The organism is Streptomyces sp. NPDC007896 (genome assembly GCF_042959425.1).
In the GTDB taxonomy this organism is placed as follows: domain Bacteria; phylum Actinomycetota; class Actinomycetes; order Streptomycetales; family Streptomycetaceae; genus Streptomyces.
This window is the reverse complement of sequence record NZ_JBIBKX010000005.1, coordinates 122,676-141,213: the sequence shown is the minus strand read 5'-3', so window position 1 is coordinate 141,213 and position 18,538 is coordinate 122,676. Positions and strand designations below refer to the sequence as shown.

Annotated in this window: 14 protein-coding genes; 5 read left to right on the top strand and 9 right to left on the bottom strand. The window is 72.1% G+C overall.

Annotation, left to right across the window (positions count from 1 at the left end):
- Nucleotides 1–54: 54 nt before the first annotated feature.
- Nucleotides 55–270, bottom strand: coding sequence for a hypothetical protein (locus ACFZDJ_RS18005; RefSeq protein ID WP_054236564.1), 216 nt, complete (start codon nucleotides 268–270; stop codon nucleotides 55–57).
- A gap of 669 nt (nucleotides 271–939) precedes the next feature.
- Here ACFZDJ_RS18005 and ACFZDJ_RS18000 point away from each other — a divergent pair.
- Entirely contained in the window at nucleotides 940–2,334 is a 1,395-nt protein-coding gene (locus ACFZDJ_RS18000; protein ID WP_390936098.1) for an alpha-lytic protease prodomain-containing protein, read from the top strand.
- A 148-nt stretch (nucleotides 2,335–2,482) separates the two neighbouring features.
- On the opposite strand, the gene ACFZDJ_RS17995 is transcribed toward ACFZDJ_RS18000, so the two are convergent.
- The gene (locus ACFZDJ_RS17995; protein ID WP_391060562.1) at nucleotides 2,483–4,642 is read right to left on the bottom strand and encodes a SpoIIE family protein phosphatase; all 2,160 of its coding nucleotides are present in this window, start codon (nucleotides 4,640–4,642) and stop codon (nucleotides 2,483–2,485) included.
- Nucleotides 4,643–4,820: 178 nt separating this feature from the next.
- Between ACFZDJ_RS17995 and ACFZDJ_RS17990 the strand changes: the two genes are divergently transcribed.
- From ACFZDJ_RS17990 to ACFZDJ_RS17975, 4 genes are all read left to right on the top strand, one after another.
- Nucleotides 4,821–7,256 (top strand): SpoIIE family protein phosphatase, encoded by a 2,436-nt coding sequence (locus tag ACFZDJ_RS17990; protein ID WP_391060056.1) that lies wholly within the window; start codon nucleotides 4,821–4,823, stop codon nucleotides 7,254–7,256.
- Between the two features lie 68 nt (nucleotides 7,257–7,324).
- Nucleotides 7,325–8,845 (top strand): HEAT repeat domain-containing protein, encoded by a 1,521-nt coding sequence (locus tag ACFZDJ_RS17985; protein WP_391060054.1) that lies wholly within the window; start codon nucleotides 7,325–7,327, stop codon nucleotides 8,843–8,845.
- A 105-nt stretch (nucleotides 8,846–8,950) separates the two neighbouring features.
- Nucleotides 8,951–10,093 (top strand): acyltransferase family protein, encoded by a 1,143-nt coding sequence (locus ACFZDJ_RS17980; protein WP_391060052.1) that lies wholly within the window; start codon nucleotides 8,951–8,953, stop codon nucleotides 10,091–10,093.
- Nucleotides 10,094–10,212: 119 nt separating this feature from the next.
- Nucleotides 10,213–10,713: a YfcE family phosphodiesterase gene (locus tag ACFZDJ_RS17975; protein WP_391060049.1), complete on the top strand. Its 501-nt coding sequence runs from the start codon at nucleotides 10,213–10,215 to the stop codon at nucleotides 10,711–10,713.
- Nucleotides 10,714–10,718: 5 nt separating this feature from the next.
- Here the strand turns inward: ACFZDJ_RS17975 and ACFZDJ_RS17970 are convergent, their stop codons facing one another.
- Genes ACFZDJ_RS17970 through ACFZDJ_RS17940 form a run of 7 tightly spaced genes read right to left on the bottom strand, consistent with a single transcriptional unit; the run spans nucleotide 10,719 to nucleotide 18,356 of the window.
- A complete protein-coding gene (locus ACFZDJ_RS17970; protein WP_391060047.1) occupies nucleotides 10,719–11,348 on the bottom strand; it encodes an SRPBCC domain-containing protein in 630 nt (209 codons plus the stop codon).
- Nucleotides 11,332–12,492 carry an XdhC family protein gene (locus ACFZDJ_RS17965; RefSeq protein WP_391060045.1) on the bottom strand — a complete coding sequence of 387 codons (1,161 nt, stop codon included), beginning with the start codon at nucleotides 12,490–12,492 and terminating at the stop codon, nucleotides 11,332–11,334. Before ACFZDJ_RS17965 ends, ACFZDJ_RS17970 begins: the two co-directional genes overlap by 17 nt.
- A gap of 33 nt (nucleotides 12,493–12,525) precedes the next feature.
- Nucleotides 12,526–13,752 (bottom strand): VWA domain-containing protein, encoded by a 1,227-nt coding sequence (locus ACFZDJ_RS17960; protein WP_391060043.1) that lies wholly within the window; start codon nucleotides 13,750–13,752, stop codon nucleotides 12,526–12,528.
- On the bottom strand, nucleotides 13,749–14,633 hold the full coding sequence (locus tag ACFZDJ_RS17955; protein WP_054236557.1) for a MoxR family ATPase: 885 nt from the start codon (nucleotides 14,631–14,633) through the stop codon (nucleotides 13,749–13,751). Before ACFZDJ_RS17955 ends, ACFZDJ_RS17960 begins: the two co-directional genes overlap by 4 nt.
- A 5-nt stretch (nucleotides 14,634–14,638) precedes the next feature.
- Nucleotides 14,639–15,490, bottom strand: a complete 852-nt coding sequence (locus ACFZDJ_RS17950) for an FAD binding domain-containing protein (RefSeq protein WP_391060041.1) — start codon at nucleotides 15,488–15,490, stop codon at nucleotides 14,639–14,641.
- Entirely contained in the window at nucleotides 15,487–17,889 is a 2,403-nt protein-coding gene (locus tag ACFZDJ_RS17945) for a molybdopterin cofactor-binding domain-containing protein (protein ID WP_391060039.1), read from the bottom strand. Before ACFZDJ_RS17945 ends, ACFZDJ_RS17950 begins: the two co-directional genes overlap by 4 nt.
- Complete coding sequence (locus ACFZDJ_RS17940) at nucleotides 17,886–18,356, bottom strand: (2Fe-2S)-binding protein (protein WP_384918207.1); 471 nt, start codon at nucleotides 18,354–18,356, stop codon at nucleotides 17,886–17,888. Before ACFZDJ_RS17940 ends, ACFZDJ_RS17945 begins: the two co-directional genes overlap by 4 nt.
- Between the last annotated feature and the right edge of the window lie 182 nt (nucleotides 18,357–18,538).

The window sequence follows — 18,538 nt, the reverse complement described above, 5'->3', positions numbered from 1 at the left end:
GAGAAGTCCCGGAACCGGGGGGTGGTTCCGGGACTCAACGGCACTGAAACGCGATCAGAGACCGGCGACCAGGCCCGTGACCGGGGCGGTGTTCAGACCGGTGACACCCTCGACGGTGCCGACGACCGTGTTGACCAGGCCGGAGACCGGGGCAACACCGTCGACCAGGCCGGTCACGGTGCCAACGGCGTTCAGCGACAGGCCGCCGGAGACGTTGTCGAGGTCGGCGTCCGAGATCTCGGCGGTGGCAACCTGGGGGGTGGAGTTCATGAGGGAACTTCCCTTCGTATGGATATTCATAAGGGGGAGAGCGGCCCCCCTCTGAGGACAGATGACGGCCGCCACCGCGGGGGTGCGGCACCCGATTCCGGGCGCTGTGCGGCGCCCGTTCCCGGATGCCTGGCTGCGACCTCCGCGGTGCAACGGATCAAAGCACGCTCGCGGCGCGCGCATCCAATCAACCGGGGCTCTCACCTGCGGACTTGAGCACGGCCGGAGCCCAACCGTGCAGGTGTGCGCACGTCTCGGCAGTCAGTTCTTCACATGCTGCACGGCATTGTTCCGTCCCCGCGCTTGTCGCCCCACACCCGAAAGGGACAGTCCCACCGCAATGGCGCGGAGGGGGGCGCGCGAGTGTGCAGATCTGCTGTCCGCCGTGACGCGCCTGCGTATTCGATGTGCAGATTCCCTGAAGCCGGGATTCCGTTCCTGTCGGAAGACGGACCGTTACCGACCGGTAGCGGAACGTGTCGACTCAGTCGCTCACTCGGTGTAATGGCCCGATTGCCTGGTATTCCGTGCGTTTGGCCGAGCCAACTCAGCTCTTTTTTAAACACAGTTGAACAGCCCGCGCGGCTCACGCGTATCAACAGGCATCCAGGCGCCCCCTAGTCAGCCGCCGGACGGTGGCCTCGACCCCGTCCCCAGGAGGTCAAAGAGTTGAGTCACAAAAGGATTCCCAAGCGCAAGGCCGCCATTGCTGTCGGAGGCGTCGCGGCGCTCGGAGCGGCGGCCCTGCTGCTGCCCCACGCCAACGCCTCGCAGACCGACGCGAAGGACGCCGCTCCCAAGACGCTGAAGTCCGCGGACGCCTCTAACCTGGCCTCGCTCATCGCCTCCCAGCTCGGTGACGCCTTCGGCGGCGCGTACTGGGACGCCTCGAAGCAGCAGGTCATCGTCAATGTCGTCGGCAACAACAGCAATGTCGTCAACACCGTCGAGAAGGCCGGCGCTGTTCCCCGCAGCGTCAACAACAGCCTGTCCGCGCTCAAGACGGCTGCCAAGACACTGAAGTCCGACGCGACCATCCCCGGCACCGCCTGGTCGATCGACCCCAAGACGAACCAGGTCCAGGTCACCGCCGACAGCACCGTCACGGGTGCGAAGTGGGCCAAGCTGACGTCGACCGTCGACTCGCTCGGCTCCGGCGTGGCCACGGTCAAGAAGTCCGCCGGCACGTTCAAGACCTTCGTGTCGGGCGGTGACGCCATCTTCGCCCAGGCGAACGGCGGCGGCGTCCGCTGCTCCCTCGGTTTCAACGTCACAGCGAGCGACGGCGCCCCCGCCTTCCTGACCGCCGGGCACTGCGGTGTCGCGGCCAAGCAGTGGTCGGACTCGCAGAACGGCCAGCCGATCGCCACCGTCGACCAGGCCACCTTCCCCGGTGCCGGCGACTTCTCCCTCGTGAAGTACGACGACCCCGCCACCCAGACGGCGAGCGAGGTGAACGAGGGCAACGGGAAGACCGTTCAGATCACCCAGGCGGCGGACGCCACGGTCGGTCAGCAGGTCCTCCGGATGGGCAGCACCACCGGTCTGCACGACGGCTCGGTCACCGGTCTCGACGCCACGGTCAACTTCCAGAGTGAAACCGTTCCCGGCGGTGTCGACACCGTCACCGGTCTCATACAGACCAACGTCTGTGCCGAGGCGGGCGACAGCGGCGGCTCCCTGTTCACCGCGGACGGCAGTGCGATCGGTCTGACCTCCGGCGGCAGCGGCGACTGCACCGCCGGCGGCGAGACCTTCTTCCAGCCCGTGACCGCCGCCCTCCAGGCGACCGGCGCGACGCTCGGCGCGGGTGGCGCCGCGGGTGCCGGCGACGCGAGCGCCGCGGCCACCGACCCGGCGGCCACCGACCCGGCCGCGACCGACCCGGCAGCCACGGACCCCGCGGCCACCGATCCGGCAGCCACGGACCCGGCGGCGACCGACCCCGCGGCCACGGACCCGGCGGCCACCGACCCGGCCGCGGGCGACCAGTCCGGGACCGGCAGCGACCAGTCCAGCACCGGTATGGACGCGGGCTCCGGCCTGGTGACCAGCACCCCGTGACACCGGTGACCACGAGCCACTGACCCGGCCGTGCCGACACGGCCCGGTCGGCAGTGGAAGGGTCCGGCCCTCCGGCGGGAGGGCCGGACCCCACCGCGTTCCGCCGCCGTTCACGAGAGGGCCGGACCTCGCGGGGTTCCGGTACCGCTCAGTCGTGCGGACGCGCCCGCAGCAGAAGCAGCGCCACGTCGTCGAGCCGCTCCTGTGTCACCGCCCCGGTCTGCTCGACGAGACGGTCGGCCAGCGCGTTCAGCGACAGGTCACCGCCCTCGGCGAGTTTCCGGCCGAGGTCGGCCAGGGCGTCCTCGATGTCCACTCCGGGCGACTCGATCAGACCGTCGGTGTACAGGGCGAGGACCGAACCGGGGACGAGCGGCACCTCGGTCGTCGGATACGTGGCGGCCGCGTCGATCCCCAGCAGTGGCCCACCGGCCAGATCGAGCACCCGCACCCGCCCGTCCGGCCGCAGCAGCAGCGGGGGCGGATGACCCGCGCGCGACATGACGGCCACCTCGCGCTCCGGGTCGAGACGCAGATAGAGGCAGCTCGCGAACAGCTCGGCCCCCAGGTCGATCAGCAGCCGGTTGGTGCTGCGCATGACCTCCTCCGGCGGCTGACCGACGGTCGTGTACGCCCGTACGGCCGTGCGGATCTGCCCCATCAGGCCCGCCGCCGTCACGTTGTGCCCCTGCACGTCGCCGATGACCGCGGCGGCCAGACCGTCCGAGGGCACCAGGTCGTAGAAGTCCCCGCCGATCTCCATCCCCTGGGTGGCCGGGAGATAGCGCGCTGCCGCCTCGATCGAGGGCAGCGAAGGCAACGAGTGCGGCAACAGCGCGGCCTGCAGACCGTGCGCCAGCTGCAGCTTGGCGTCGTAGAGCAGGGCCCGCTCCAGGGCCTGCGCGATCAGACCGCAGAGGCTGGTCAGCACGGCACGTTCGTCCGCCGGAAAGGTGTGCGGTTCCGCGTACCCGAGGACGCAGGTACCCACCGGACGTCCGGACGCGATCAACGGCAGATACGCCCACGCCGCCATCCCGTCGGGTGTCGCGCTCCGGTCCGGGTAGAGGCGCTCCAACTGTTGACGGGAGTCGAAGAACGCCGGGACCCCGGTCTTCAGGGCCTGGGTGCCCGGGGTCTGCGCGCTCAGCGGCACCCCGTGCCAGCGCTCCACGATGTGCGCGTCCGCGTACCCCCGGTGGCCGAGCACGTGCAGCCGGCCGGATCGCGAGCCGAGGACGACCAGGGTCTTGCTGCCGACGGCCGGCGCGATCTCGTCCGCCACCAGCTGCACCACATCGTCGACGCCTGCCGCCTGGGTGAGCGCGCCGGCCAGGCTCAGCACCTGGGAGATGGTCACCAGGCGCGGGGTGGTGTTGTCATCCCCGTACCGCGATGCGGCGCGCCCCATCTCGGCCACCGACCGGGCCCGGGAGATGCGCACGCTCAGTCCGGTCGTACTCGGATAGAGCCGGAACGACAGCCAGTGGCCGGGCGGCCGCAGCGCCACGAACGACGTCACGTGCTGGCTGAGGAGCGCGGCCCGGTAACGATCCTCGTAGACGGGGTCGTTGAGCCAGGGCACCGATGCCCACAGCTGGGTGCCCAGCAGCCCGCTGACCGGGACGCCGAGCATGTCGGCCGTCGCGGCGTTGGCGAAGCTGATCCGGCCGTTCAGATCCAGCGCGCACAGCCCGTACGGCAACCGCGCCACCATGCGCGCCGCCTCCACCGTGCCGAGCACGTCGGCGGCCGGTCCCGCGGACGACGCCAGCAGATCCGGCTCGGGGTTGACCGGACGCCGCTCCGCCGCCGCCCGCTCCAGACGCAGCGCGAGCCGGGCGCAGGACGCGGTGAGATGGTCGCGTTCCCGGTCGGAGAGGTCCAGCGGATGCGAGCCGGGCCAGGTGACGAAAACGGCGCCGTACACGGTGCCCGCGGTCGCCACGGGGAGGGCGGCCAGCGCGAAGGGGTACGGCAGGACCATGGCGATCCGCGGGAAGCGGCGGGCCATCTCCTCCTCGCCGCCGACCCAGACCAGCCGCCGCTCGCGCACCGCCACGGCGACCGGGATCGGCGCATTGAGCCCCACCCGCTCCCACGGCGCCGCGAACGACCTGGGCATGCCCGCCATGACCGCCATCTCCAGCACGGGCTCATCCGGCGTCAGCAGGTACACCGCCCCGGAGTGGGCGTGGACCTCCTCCAGCAGCGAGGCCAGCGTCACCGACAGCAGCGGCCGTCCGACCGGCATCCGCCGACCCGCCGGCGCCTGCTCGGACCCCTGCCAGTCGGACACGCCGACCACCTCCTCGCGGGGCCGTGCGACGGGCTCAGGGATCAAGGCTCCCTCGTGACGGCCCTTCCCGCACGGCGAGCGCCACGCGCGGCACAGGGTGCCGCTTGAGGGCTCCGTCGCAGGCCCGACGGCCCCGGAACCGTCGCAGGGGCTGCGCGAGCGCCCCGGAAGCGCTGTAATTGCGGACGTGGTCAGTGAGGGCGCTGCGGAACGCGGAAAGAGGACGCTGCGTGCCGAACTTGCCCTCAAGACGCCCACCCCGGAACTGGACCCGCGTGAGCGACAGCGCCGCGTTCTCGAACAGGCACTCGTCTTCGCGGGTGCGTCCGTCGTCGCGGTGTACTCGCCCACCGAGAGCGGCGACGAGCTGTACCTGTCCGAGTCGGCAGGCGTCCCCAGGACGCTCTACGGCCTGCGCGACAGCTATGCCCTCACCGGCGGCTCCCCGGCGGTGGACGCGTACCGCTCGGGGCGGCCGCTGTGGCTCGGTCCGGCGGAGATCGCCCGCTGCGCCGACGCCCGCAGGCTGCCGTCCCAGGACTTCTGGCTGGCCGTCCTGCCGCTGCCGGACGGCGGCTGCCTCGTGGCGGCCGGCGAGCGCCCGGGCGGCTTCGACGAGGAGGACCGGGAGTGCCTCGGCCTGATCGCAGAGGCCGCCGTCTGCCCCGCGCCCGGCTCACCGCGCGACACCGCCGCCCGGCCCACCAGCTCGTTCGACCTCGCCATGGACACCGGACACCTCGAGGTCGACGGCGAGATGCTGGAGCTGTTCGGCCTCGACCCGGCCGAGTTCGACGGCAAGGTCGAGAGCCTGCTGTCGATGACCGTCCCCGAGGACCTGCCCACGCTGATGTCCGTGGTGGAGGCGGACCACATGTCCATCGGCGACCGCGAGCTGGAGTTCCGCATCCTCCAGCCCTCCGGAGAGCCGAAGTGGCTACGGCTGCGCGGCCGTCTCGTACCCGGCGGAGAGGGGCGTCCGGCGCACCTCGTGGGAACCGTCGCCGACGCCTCCAAGCTGCGCTCCGGCGCCAGCGACGTGGCCCGCGTCCAGCGGCTCGCCGCGGCCCTCGCCACCGCGGGCACCGTCCGTGACGTCGGCCGAGCCGTGGTGGCCGCGCTACGGGGCCCCCTGCGGGCCGACCGGATCGCCCTCGCCGAACTGGAGGGCGACCGTCTCGTCGTCACCCTCCTCGATCCTCCCGAACCGGACGCCTGGCCCGAGGTGTGGCGCTCCGAGTGGCGCTCGGAATGGCCTGACGCGCCCGTACGCGCCATGCCCACGCTGGAGGCGGCCCTCATCGAGGGGCGCCCCGCCGTCTGGCCCGCCGGAGCACCCCTGGAACCGGCGCTCGCCGACGTCGGCCCCGGCGGTCTCGCCATCCTGCCGCTGCCCGCCGGCGGCCGGATGGCGGGTGCCTGTCTGATCGGCTGGGACGACCCGCACGAGTTCGGCTCCGACGAGCGCGCGCTGCTCACCGCGTCCGCGGGCCTCGCGGGCCAGGCCCTGACACGCGCCCGCGCCTTCGACGCCGAACACGAGCTGGTCGGCATGCTCCAGCGCTCCCTGCTGCCGCGGCGCCTGCCCCGGATCCCCGGCGCGGTCGCCGTCGCCCGCTATCTGCCCACCACGGCGGGCCTGGAGGTCGGCGGCGACTGGTACGACGTCATCCCGCTGCCCGACAACCACGTCGCCCTCGTCATCGGCGACGTCCAGGGCCACAACGCCCAGGCGGCCACCCTGATGGGCCAGATGCGCACGGCCCTGCGCGCGTACGCCGTCGAGGGCCACCCCCCGGACGTCGTCGTGCAGCACGCCAACCGACTCCTCATGGACCTGGAGACCGACCTCTTCGTCACCTGCTGCTACGTCGATGTGGACCTGGAGGAGGGCACCGCCTGGTGCGTACGCGCCGGACACCACCCGCCCGTGCTGCGCCACCCGGACGGCACAACGGAGGTCACCATGTCCGAGGGCGGACCACCACTGGGGGTCGTCACCCAGGCCGACTTCCCGATGAGCCCGCTGCGACTCCAGCTCGGCACGGTCCTGGCTCTGACCACGGACGGTCTCGTCGAGTCCGCCGAGGTGGACATCGAGGACGGACTGAACCGGCTGGCCGGCGAACTGACCGCGTCCGACCCCGCCCACCTCGGAGTGGTGGCCGACGGACTGCTCACGGGCGCCAACCGCAGCGACGACGTGGCCCTCCTCCTGATGCGCTACGACGGTCTGGAGACCCGCCCGCTGCGGGAGAGCTGGACGGTGTGGCGCGTCCCGGAGGCGGTCCGGCACGCCCGCCGCTTCACCCGGCGCACCCTGCGCGCCTGGGGAGTGCCCGACGACAGGATGGACGGCGCGCTCCTCGTCGTCTCCGAACTCGTCACCAACGCCCTCGTACACACCGACGGGCAGGTCAGACTCGACATCACCCTCATCAACCACCTTCTGCGGATCTCCGTCGCCGACGCCTCACCCCGTTCGCCCATCAAGCCCACCAGCATCGGCTGGGAGGCCACCGGCGGGCGCGGCATCCTCCTCACCGAGGCCATGTCGGCGGCCTGGGGAACGGTGCCCGTCAGCGGCGGCAAGCAGGTGTGGAGCGAAATCCCGCTGGAATGAGGGGGATAGGGTCGGGCACCAGGTGCTCCTGGGGGTGGGGGCCGGTCCGCACACGGGGGGCACTGCGCATGGTGAAGACGCCTGAGCGGATATGGGAGGAAGCCGACCTGCCCGCGCGGCGGCTGGCCGGGCTGGCGCTCAACCCGTCCACGCCGCAGGACGTCCTGCTGCGGCTTCTCGCCGACGGTCCGGCGGCGGTGCGGATGGTGCTGTGCCGGGACCGGGTCCTGCCCGACGCCGTCGTGGACGCGGTGATCGAGCACCCCGACACGTACACCCGCAGCTTCCTCGCCCGCAATCCCCACGTCGATCCGGCCCAGCGGGTACGACTGATCGACGATCCGGAGTGGTTCGTCCGCGCCCACCTCGCCGATGGGCCCCGGATGCCGTTCCAGGTCCAGCCCGAGCCACTCCCCGACGAGGCCCTCGTCCACATGATCAGGACGTACGGGAACGACGAACTCTCCGGTTCCTTCTACCGGCAGATCTCCAACGAACTGCTCCGGACCATGCACACGCACCAGGACGCGAAGGTCCGCCGCTGGGGGGTCGGCGCGTGGGAGTGGCTCTCCGCCGACGCGCGGGCCGCGCTGCTGGCGGACCCCGACGTGGGCGTCCGGGACAGTGCGCTGTTGCACACCCACAACGAGGACGCGGCCTGGTTGGAGAGCGCGCTGCCCGCCAAGCCCTGTCACGGACGCACCGGCATGCTGTGCAACCTGCCCCTCACCAGAGCCGTCGTGGACCTAGTCCTGACCGCTCCGGCCAGTGACGACGAGCGGGCGATGATCGCCCGCAACCCCAGCCTCCCCGCCGACGTGGTGGTCCTTCTGGCCGCCGATCCGGACCCGGAGGTGCGGGAGAGCATCGCGTACCGCGCCGACCTCGGACCCGCCGAACGCCGTGCGCTCGCGGTGGACCCCGACCCCAAGGTCCGGCTCGCGGTGTCCGTGCACCCGGCGCTGAGCGAGGAGGAGCGGGCAGCGATCGACTACGAGGTGCCCATGGACTGCGGTTTCCACCACCGGCCCGCACCGTCGGTGCCACGGGACCCCGAGAGCGTCCGCCGGGACGCCCTGTCCGCCCACCCGGTGCTGCGCAGGAGGGCGGCCGGGGTCCACTCGCTCCCGCCGGACCTCGTGGCACGCCTGGCCGACGACGAAGACCTCGGCGTACGCGTCACGCTCGCCCAGAACCATCCCGACGCCCCCGGGGCCCTGCTGCTGCGCAGTTTCCTGGAGTACACCGGTCCCGAGCGCTCGCACCTCGCCACCCGCCCGAACTTCCCGACCGCCCAACTGGCCGCCTTCGCCGACCACGAGGACCCCGAGGTCAGAGCCCTGGCCGCGCGCGACCCCGAGACCGTGCCGGCCGTCGTGGAACGCCTCACCAGGGACCCGGACCCCGCCGTACGGGCCGCGGCGGCCCGCCACCCGAACCTCCCGCGGCCCCGGCTGACGGAACTCCTCGACGACGAGGAACTGGCTCATCCAGCAGCCGCGAACCCGGCGTTGGACGCGGCAGAGATACGGCGGCTGGCGCGGACGCTCGTGGACCCGGCCGGGTCCTCCGCCGATACGCTGACCTGAGCGGCCCGGCCCGGTCGGCTGCTCCGGCTCATCGACTCCGAGGCATACAGGCCGGTGATCGGACGGTAGTTGAACATCGGCCGGGGACGACACGTGAGAAAGAGTATGGGAACCCCACTCACCGTCTCTCCACCACTGGAGCGGCCCGAAACGCGTGGCCGCGACCAGGTGCTGGGCCTTGACGGGCTCCGCGGTCTGGCCGCGCTGTACGTGTTGCTCTTTCACTGCTGGCTTCTGACCATGCCGGGCTTTCCCGAGAACTCGGGTCCCGCCTGGCTGGGCTGGCTGATGTACGGGCGTCTCGCCGTGGTCTTCTTCCTGGTGCTGTCCGGTTTCTCCCTGGCCATCTCGCCGGCGCGCAACGGTTGGCAACTGGGCGGCGTTTCTCGGTTCCTGCGGCGGCGCGCGTGGCGCATCCTGCCTCCCTACTGGGCGGCACTCGCGTTGAGCCTGGTGGTCGCCTGGTTCGTGGTGCCCGCCTCGCACTTCGGACCGCCGACCGGCACATCGGTTCTGGTGTACGGCTTCGTGGTCCAGGACGTATTCACGGCTCCCACGCCGAACGGGGCGTTCTGGTCGATCGGCGTGGAGGCGGAGCTCTATCTCGCCTTTCCGCTCCTCCTTCTCGTCCGACGGCGGCTGGGCGCGGTCGTCCTGGTCGCGGGCGTGACGCTCCTGGTCGTCGCCCGCGGCCTGCTGGCGCCGAACGCGTCCCCGGTGGAAGGAGTGAACTGGCTGACCCCGAACCTCGCCCCTGTGTTCGTCGCGGGGCTGGTGGGCGCGGGGATCGTCGTCGCGCCGGAGAAGGTCCGGCGTCTGCCGTGGCACTGGCTCGCCGCTCTGGCCGCCCTGCCGGTCGTGGCCCTTGTCGTCATCAAGGGGTCGGTGTGGACGGTGGACCACTATTTCTGGATCGATCTCGCCGTGGCGCCCGCGATGACCATGATGATCGCGGCGGTTGCCACCGGCAGGCCCGCCGTCCTCATGCGGCTCCTGGCCACGCGCCCCATGCGCGGCCTCGGCGACTTCTCCTACAGCCTCTACCTGGTCCACCTGCCGATCGTCATGATCGTCTGCCGAAAGATGGCCCCACATTTCGTATCGCCCGGTCTGCCCGCGTTCTGGTTCACGCTGACACTGGCACTGCCCGCATCGGTGCTGGGAGCGTGGCTGTTCGCCAAGGTGTTCGAGTTGCCTTTCAAGCGGAACCGATCATGGAAGTCCATGTTCTCGGCCGCCGCGCGCTGAGACGACCGCGGTCCTCGCGCTGAGACGACCGCGGTCCTCGCGCTGACACGACCGCGCTCCTCGGGCTGACACGACCGCGCTCCTCGCGGTGACGCAACCGCGCTCCTAGGGTGGGTGCCGTGCGTCTGCTCCTGATGTCCGACACCCACCTGCCCAAGCGGGCCAAGGCACTGCCGCCGCGGCTGATGGTCGAACTCCCGTACGCCGACGTCGTCGTCCACGCGGGCGACTGGGTGGACACCGCCACCCTCGATCTGCTGGAGGAGCGGGCACGCAGGCTCGTCGGGGTGTACGGCAACAACGACGGCCCGGCCCTGCGTGCCCGCCTCCCCGAGGTCGCCCGCGTCGACCTCGACGGTCTGCGCCTCGGCGTCGTCCATGAGACCGGTGCCGCGCAGGGCCGCGAGCGGCGCTGCGCCGAGCGCTACCCCGACCTCGACGTCCTGGTCTTCGGGCACAGCCACATCCCCTGGGACACCACCACCGAGACGGGCCTGCGCCTGCTCAACCCGGGTTCCCCGACCGACCGCCGCCGCCAGCCGCACCACACGTACATGACCGCGACCGTGACCGAAGGACAGCTGACCGACGTGATCCTGCACCGCATCGACTCCGACTGAGGCACTCAGGCGTGCCGGTGCCGTCGTATGCGCACGAAGACCAGTGCCAGTACGGCGGTGGCCGCGACGATCGCCACGCGCTTGGCGACCGGAGGCCCGGCGGTCCGCAACAGGTCGATCGGTTGGACTGGTTGGACTGGTTGGACTGGTTGGGCCGGTTGGAGTGGTTCGGCCGGCTCGGTACGGTCGGTCGGTTCCTCGAGGCGCCGCGCCAGACACTCCGCGAACTGCCCGACCAGCTTGTCGCCCACCTCCGCCAGGACGCCGCGACCGAACTGCGCCGGACGCCCCGTGACGGTCAGATCGGTCCGTACCGACACCGCCGTGCCACCGTCGCGCTCACCGAGCGTGCCCGTGACCGTGGCCCGTGCGGTGCCCTGGCCGCGGGTCTCCTTGCCGCTTGCGATCAGCACCATCCGGTGCGCGGACTCGTCCTGTTCCTCGAAGACGGCGGTGCCCCGGTACGTCACCGTGATGGGCCCCACCTTGACCTTCACCGAACCGGTCACGGTCTTGCCGTCGTATTCGTCCACCGTCGCCCCCGGCATGCACGGGGCGATCCGTTCGACGTCGAGGAGCGCCCGCCAGGCGTCGTCGACGGGAACGGGGACGGTGAACTCATGATGCAATTCCATGCTGCTCTCCTCCAGGCGTATCGACGGGTCCGGCAGGCGGATCCACAGGTCCGGGATGGATCGCCCCGCCCGTCGCCGTCAGCGGCGCCCCACTGCCGCCCCACCGCAGTGCGACGATCTCCGCGGCGACGGACACGGCCACCTCCTCCGGCGTACGGGCCCCGAGGTCGAGCCCGACCGGCGAGCGCAGCCGGGACAGCTCGCCCTCGGACAGACCGGCGTCGATGAGCCGTTTCCTGCGGTCGTCGTGGGTACGACGGCTGCCCATCGCTCCGATGTACGCGGCCGGGCGGCGCAGTGCTTCCTCCAGCAGAGGCACGTCGAACTTCGGGTCGTGGGTCAGGACGCAGATCACCGTGCGCGCGTCGGTCGTCGTACCCCGCAGATAGCGGTGCGGCCAGTCCACGACGACCTCCACGCCCGCCGGGAACCGTTTCGCGGTGGCGAAGACCGGGCGGGCGTCGCACACCGTGACCCAGTAGCCGAGGAAGTCCCCGATGCGGGCCACCGCCGCCGCGTAGTCGATCGCGCCGAAGACCAGCATGCGCGGCGGCGGCGCGAAGGAATGGAGGAAGACGGTCACGGCGTCCTCGCGGCGCTCGCCGTGCGGACCGTAGTGCCGCCGGATCGTGGCACCCTGGGCCAGCTCACCGCGGGCGTCGGCGGTGACGGCCACGTCCAGACCGGTGGAGCCCAGCGAACCGGACACCTCGTCCGGCCACACCGCGAGCGTGGCCCCGAGCGGTGCCGGCCCCTCGATCACCGTCGCCACCGTCACGGGCCGGCCGGCGGCCACCGAGTCGGCCACCGCGGCGAAGGAGGGGTCCTCGGCGGGCGTCACCCGGCGGATGAGCAGGGTGATCTCGCCGCCACAGGTGAGCCCCACGGCGAACGCGTCCTCGTCGCTGTACCCGAAGGTCTCCAGCCGGGCCTCGCCGGACACCATCACCTCCTGGGCCAGCTCGAAGACCGCCCCCTCGACACAGCCGCCGGACACGCTGCCCACGACCTCGTCGCCGGGCCCCACGGCCATGGCGGCTCCCGGGTCCCGGGGCGCGCTGCGGCTGACCGCGACCACCGTGGCGAGGCCGAAGGGGGAGCCCGCCGCATACCACCGGTCCAGCGCCGGGAGGATCTCACGCATCGCTCGCTCCGCTCACCACAGGGTGCGTCCCACTCAAGAGTCCGCTCCTCTCACCACCACCGCCAGCCGCTCCAGCGCGGCCGGACTGTGTCCCTCGACGAACGCGTCCACGCTCGGCAGCGCCGCGGCCATCCCGCCGGCCAGGGGCGCGAAACCGGGTCGGGCCTTGCGCGGATTCGCCCAGATCACCCGGTGCGCGAGCCGGTGCAGACGGCGCATCTGCTCCGCGAGCAGGGCCGGATCGCCACGCTCCCACCCGTCGGACAGCAGGACGACCACCGCGCCGCGCGCCATGCCCCGCCGCCCCCACCGGTCCAGGAAGCCGCGCAGCATCTCACCCAGCCGGGTGCCGCCACGCCAGTCCGGCACCGCCGCCGCGAGCGCGGCCATGGCCGTGTCGGGATCGCGGTGCGCCAGTTCACGGGTCACCCGGGTCAGCCGGGTACCGATCGTGAAGACCTCCGTACGGGTGCCCCGCGCGGCCCCACCGGCGCGGGGGCCGTGGAGGGCCGCGTGGGCGAACCTCAGCAGCGCGTCCGCGTACGGCCCCATTGAGCCGCTCACGTCCACGAGCAGCACCACCCGGCGCGGCCGGTCCGCTCGCGCCCGGTGCCGCAGCCGCGCCGGCTCCCCGCCGCCACGCAGCAACTCCCGTACCGTGCGCCGTGGATCGACGGCGCCCCGCCGGGCCGGATGCCGCCGCGCGGTCCGCCGGGCCTCGCCGCGCAGGGTGAACGCGGCCCGCAGCCGCCGCAGCTGGTCGCGCTCGGCGGCGGTCAGCTCGGCGAAGTCCCGGTGGCGCAGTACGTCGGTGGAGTCGGCCAGCACGGCCACGGGTACGGCGTCCTCGGCCCGCGCCGCCGGGCGGGGCAGCGTACCGGCGCCGCGCAGGACCGTCCGGGTCCGCGGCGGGGGAGCGGACCGGGCCGGGGCGCCGCCGGGACGGCCGCCGAAGTACGCCGCGAAGACCCGCTCGTAGCGCTCCAGGTCGTCCTGGCTCCCGCACAGGGTGAGACGGCCCGCCCAGTACACGTCCGAGCGCGCACCGGGATCGAGCACGCCGAGCGCGCCCAGGAAGGCCTGCACGCGGTCGGGTGCGGCGTCGACGCCCGCGGCACGCAACGCCCGCGCGAACCCGACGACCACCGCGGACGCGTCGACGGCGCGCCGCTGTCCCGCCTCGTCCCTGCCGTCTCCGCCGTCCTCACGGTTCCGGCCGTTCCGGCCGTCCTCGCCGCCGCTGCCGTCCACGCCGTTCACGTCTCCCGCGCCGCGAGGATCGCCGCCAGATCCAGCCCCCGCGCCCGCTCGGCGTCCTCCCGGTACTTCAGTACCGACCCCAGGGTCGCCACCGCCAGCTCCGCGTCCACCTCGCTCGCCCCGAGCGCGTCCAGGGCCTCCGCCCAGTCGATGGTCTCCGCGACCCCGGGCGGCTTGACCAGGTCCTCGGCACGCAGGGCCTGCGCGAGCGCGGTCACCTGCTCGGCCAGCCGCTCCGTGACCCGCGGCAACCGCCTCCGCACGATGGCGAGTTCACGGGCGAACCCGGGATGGTCGAACCAGTGGTAGAGGCACCTGCGCTTCAGCGCGTCGTGCACTTCGCGCGTCCGGTTCGAGGTGAGCACCACGACGGGCGGCAGCTGCGCCCGCAGGGTGCCCAGTTCCGGAATGGTGATCGTGTACTCGGACAGCAGTTCCAGCAGGAACGCCTCGAACTCGTCGTCGGCGCGGTCGATCTCGTCGACCAGCAGCACCGACGGCTGGGTCTCCAGCGCCCGCAGCAGCGGACGCGTGACGAGGAACCGCCGGTCGTACAGCTCTCCTTCGAGCCGGTCGGCATCCGTCACGCCCGCCGCCTCGGCCGCCCGCAGATGCAGCAGCTGACGCGGGAAGTCCCAGTCGTACAGGGCCTGGGAGGCGTCGATGCCCTCGTAGCACTGGAGACGGATCAGCGGGGCGTCCATCGCCTCGGCCAGGGCGGACGCGAGCGCGGTCTTGCCCACGCCCGCGTCACCCTCGCAGAACAGCGGCCGGTGCAGCCGCAGCGCCAGAAAGCAGGCCACGGCCAGCCCGTCGTCGACGAGATACCCCGTCTTCTCCAGGCGGGCCCGCACCTCCGCCGGACCGCTCACCTCGTGCATGGGCGCTACTCCAGGGCGGCCAGCACCGCGCGTCGCGTGAGCACGCGGGCCAGGTGCGCGCGGTACTCGGGTGAGCCCGAGGGGTCGGACGAGGGGTGCGTGCCCTCCGCCGCCGCCTCGGCGGCCCGTGCCACCGCGCCCGGTTCGGCGTCGGCGCCGGTGAGCGCCGCCTCGGTGGACGTGGCCCGCAGGGGCGTGGAGCCCATGTTGGTGAGCCCGATCCGGGACTCGGCGAGGTGTCCGTCGTCCCGCCGGACGAGCGCCGCCACCCCGACCACCGCCCAGGCCTGTGCGACCCGCTGGAACTTCTCGTAGTGGAATCCCCACCCCTCGGTCGACGGGATCTCCACCTGCACCAGCAGTTCGTCCGGGCGCAGCGCGGTCTGCAGATAGTCGAGGAAGAACGCGCGGGCCGGGATCGCGCGCCGCCCGTCCGGTCCCACCGCGATCAGGGTCGCGTCGAGCGCGAGGACCACGGCGGGCAGGTCACCGGCCGGATCGGCGTGTGCGAGCGAACCGCCGAGGGTGCCGCGATGGCGTACGGCGGGATCGGCGACCGTGGCGGTGGCCGCGGCCAGAAGTCCGGCGTGCCGGCGCACCAGCGGGTCGCGGATGACGTCGTGGTGCGAGGTCATCGCGCCGATGACCAGCGTGCCGGCGTCCTCGCGGACCCCGCGCAGCTCCGGGATCCGGCCGACGTCGACGACCAGTTCGGGGAAGGCGAGCCGCAGCCGGAGCAGGGGCAGCAGGCTCTGCCCGCCGGCCAGCACCTTCGCGTCCTCGCCCGCGTCCGCGAGCGTGCGCACGGCCTCGTCGACGCTCGCGGGCCGCACGTAGTCGAATGCGGGGGGAATCATGCCGACGCCTCCTCACCGGAGCGGGCGGACCCGTCCGCCGCCCGAGCGGACCGGAGGGCTTCCCAGACCCGCTGCGGCGTGCAGGGCATCCTCACTTCGGTCACTCCGAGCGGTCGCAGCGCGTCCACGATCGCGTTGACGACGGCGGGCGTGGAGGCGATGGTCCCCGACTCCCCGACTCCCTTGGAACCCAGGGGATTCGACGTCGCCGGTGTCTCCGTCCGGTCCGTCACGAACTCGGGCAGGTCGCCCGCCGAGGGCACGAGGTAGTCGGCCATCGTGCCCGAGACGAGGTTGCCCTCGTCGTCGTACACGGCCTCCTCGTACAGCGCCTGCGCGATGCCCTGCGCGACCCCGCCGTGCACCTGCCCCTCGACGATCATCGGGTTGATGACACTGCCGACGTCGTCGACGCACACGTACGAGCGGATGGTGGTCCGTCCCGTCTCGGTGTCGACCTCGACCGCGCACAGGTGGGTGCCGTGCGGATAGGAGAAGTTGTCCGGGTCGAGCAGGTGCTCGGCGTTGATGGTGGGCTCCATGCCGTGGGGCAGGTCGTGCGAGGAGAACGTCTCGAACGCGACCTCCTGGATGGTCTTGCGCGCCTCGGGCGATCCCTTCACGGAGAACACGCCGTGCGTGAACTCCAGGTCGTGCTCGCTCGCCTCCAGCAGATGCGCGGCCACCTTCCGCGCCTTCTCCACCACCTTCCGCGCGGCGTGGTGCACCGCGGCCCCGCCCACGGCGAGCGAGCGCGAGCCGTAGGTGTCCATGCCCTGGGGCGCCGCCCTGGTGTCGCCGTGCACCACCTCGATGTCCTCGAAGGGCACCCCGAGCACATCGGCGGCGATCTGGCTCCAGCAGGTCACATGGCCCTGCCCGTGCGGGCTGGTGCCGGTGACCACCTCGACCTTGCCGGTGGGCAGCATGCGGATGCTCGCCGCCTCCCAGCCCCCGGCCGCGTACCGCAGGTCGCGCAGCACCCGGCTGGGCGCGAGCCCGCACATCTCGGTGTATGTGGACACGCCGATGCCCAGGCGTACCAAGTCGCCGCGCCGGTTGCGGTCCGCCTGCTCGGCGCGCAGCTTGTCGTACCCGAAGAGGGCGAGCGCCTTGTCCGTGGCGGCCTCGTAGTTGCCGCTGTCGTAGGTCAGACCCGCGATGGACGTGTACGGGAACTCCTCGTGCCTGATCCAGTTGAGCCGCCTCAACTCGACCGGGTCCAGGTCGAGTTCGACGGCCAGCTCGTCCATGATCCGTTCGATGGCGTACGTGGCCTCGGGGCGCCCCGCGCCGCGGTAGGCGTCGGTCGGCGTCCTGGTCGTGAAGACGCCGGTGCACGTGAAGTCGTACGCGTCCATCTTGTAGATCGCCGGGTACATGAAGGCGCCCAGGATCGGGATGCCCGGGGTGACGAGCATCAGATAGGCGCCCATGTCGGCGAGGAGGTCGACCTTGAGGCCGAGCAGCCTGCCCTCGTTCGTGGCGGCGATCTCGATGTCCTGGATCATGCCGCGGCCGTGGTGGGTCGCGAGGTAGCCCTCGGAGCGCGACTCGGTCCACTTCACGGGCCGTCCGAGCCGCCGGGCGACGGCCAGGGCGAGGGCCTCCTCGCCGTACACCTGGAGCTTGGAGCCGAAGCCGCCGCCCACATCGGGGGCGATCACGCGCAGCTTCTGCTCGGGGATGCCGGTGACGACGGCGAGCATGATCCGCAGGATGTGCGGGATCTGCGTGGCCGAGTACACGGTGTACTCGCCGGAGGCGGCGAGCGGGGTGACCACGACGGCGCGCGGCTCCATCGCGTTGGGGATCAGGCGCTGCTGGAGGTAGCGGCGCTTCAGGACGACGTCCGCGCGCTCCCGCACGGCCGTGTAGTTCTCGCCGGTCGCCAGCGGCCAGACGTAGCAGCGGTTGGTGCCCTTGTCGGAGTGGACCAGTGGGGCGTCCTCGGCGAGGGCCGCCTCCAGGTCGAGCACCGGCGGGAGAGGTGTGTAGTCGACCTCGATGGCCTCCAGGGCGTCGGCGGCCGCGTACCGGTCGCGGGCCACGACGACGGCCACCGGGTCTCCCGCGTACCGGACCTCGTCGACCGCGATCGGCGGGTGGTCGGGCAGCACGATGTCCTCGGTGACCGGCCAGGCGCACGGGAGGGAGCCGAGGCCCTCGGCGAGGTCCTGGCCGGTGAACGCGGCGATCACGCCGGGGCGCTCGCGGGCGGGTGCGGCGTCGATCCGGTCGATCCGGGCGTGTGCCATGGGGCTGCGCAGGATGGCCAGGTGGAGCAGTCCGTTGACGTTGATGTTGTCGGTCCAGTTGGTCTGCCCGGTGACCAGACGGGCGTCTTCCTTGCGCGGCCGGGAGCGGCCGACCTCGGGTTCGACGATCTGGTCCGTCACGGTGAGACCTCCTGTCCCGAGGCGGCGAGGACCGCGCGCACGATGTTCTGGTAGCCGGTGCACCGGCAGAGGTTGCCCTCCAGGGCCTCCCGTACCTCCTGCGGTCCCGGGGCCGGGTTCTCGCGCAGCAGATCGCGGGCCGCCATGATCATCCCGGGGGTGCAGTAGCCGCACTGGAGCGCGTGCTGCTCGTGGAACGCCTTCTGGAGCGCATGCCACTCACCGTCGTGCGCCAGTCCCTGGATGGTGGTCACTTCGCTCCCGTCCGCCTGGACGGCCAGGACCGAGCAGCTCTTGACGGTCTCCCCGTCCAGGTCGACCGTGCAGGCCCCGCAGTTCGACGTGTCGCAGCCGATCGGGGTGCCGGTCAGACCCAGGTGGTCGCGCAGATAGTGGACCAGGAGAAGGCGGGGCTCGACCTCGTCCTCGTACGTGGTGCCGTCCACCTTCACCGAAATGCGGGTCATGTGCCCTCCCGGAGAGCCAGGTGAGGGGTATCAACCATTTTACGTGGTGTGCGTCACTCTAGGGCCGGGCGGGGAGGGCGGCGAGTGCTGCGGCGGGGATTTGTTGAGCGTTAATCCGTTGCTGCCGGGCGAGGCCGCCTGCTCCACTGAGAGGGAAGCGTCCGCCAAGATCAGGGAGCAGC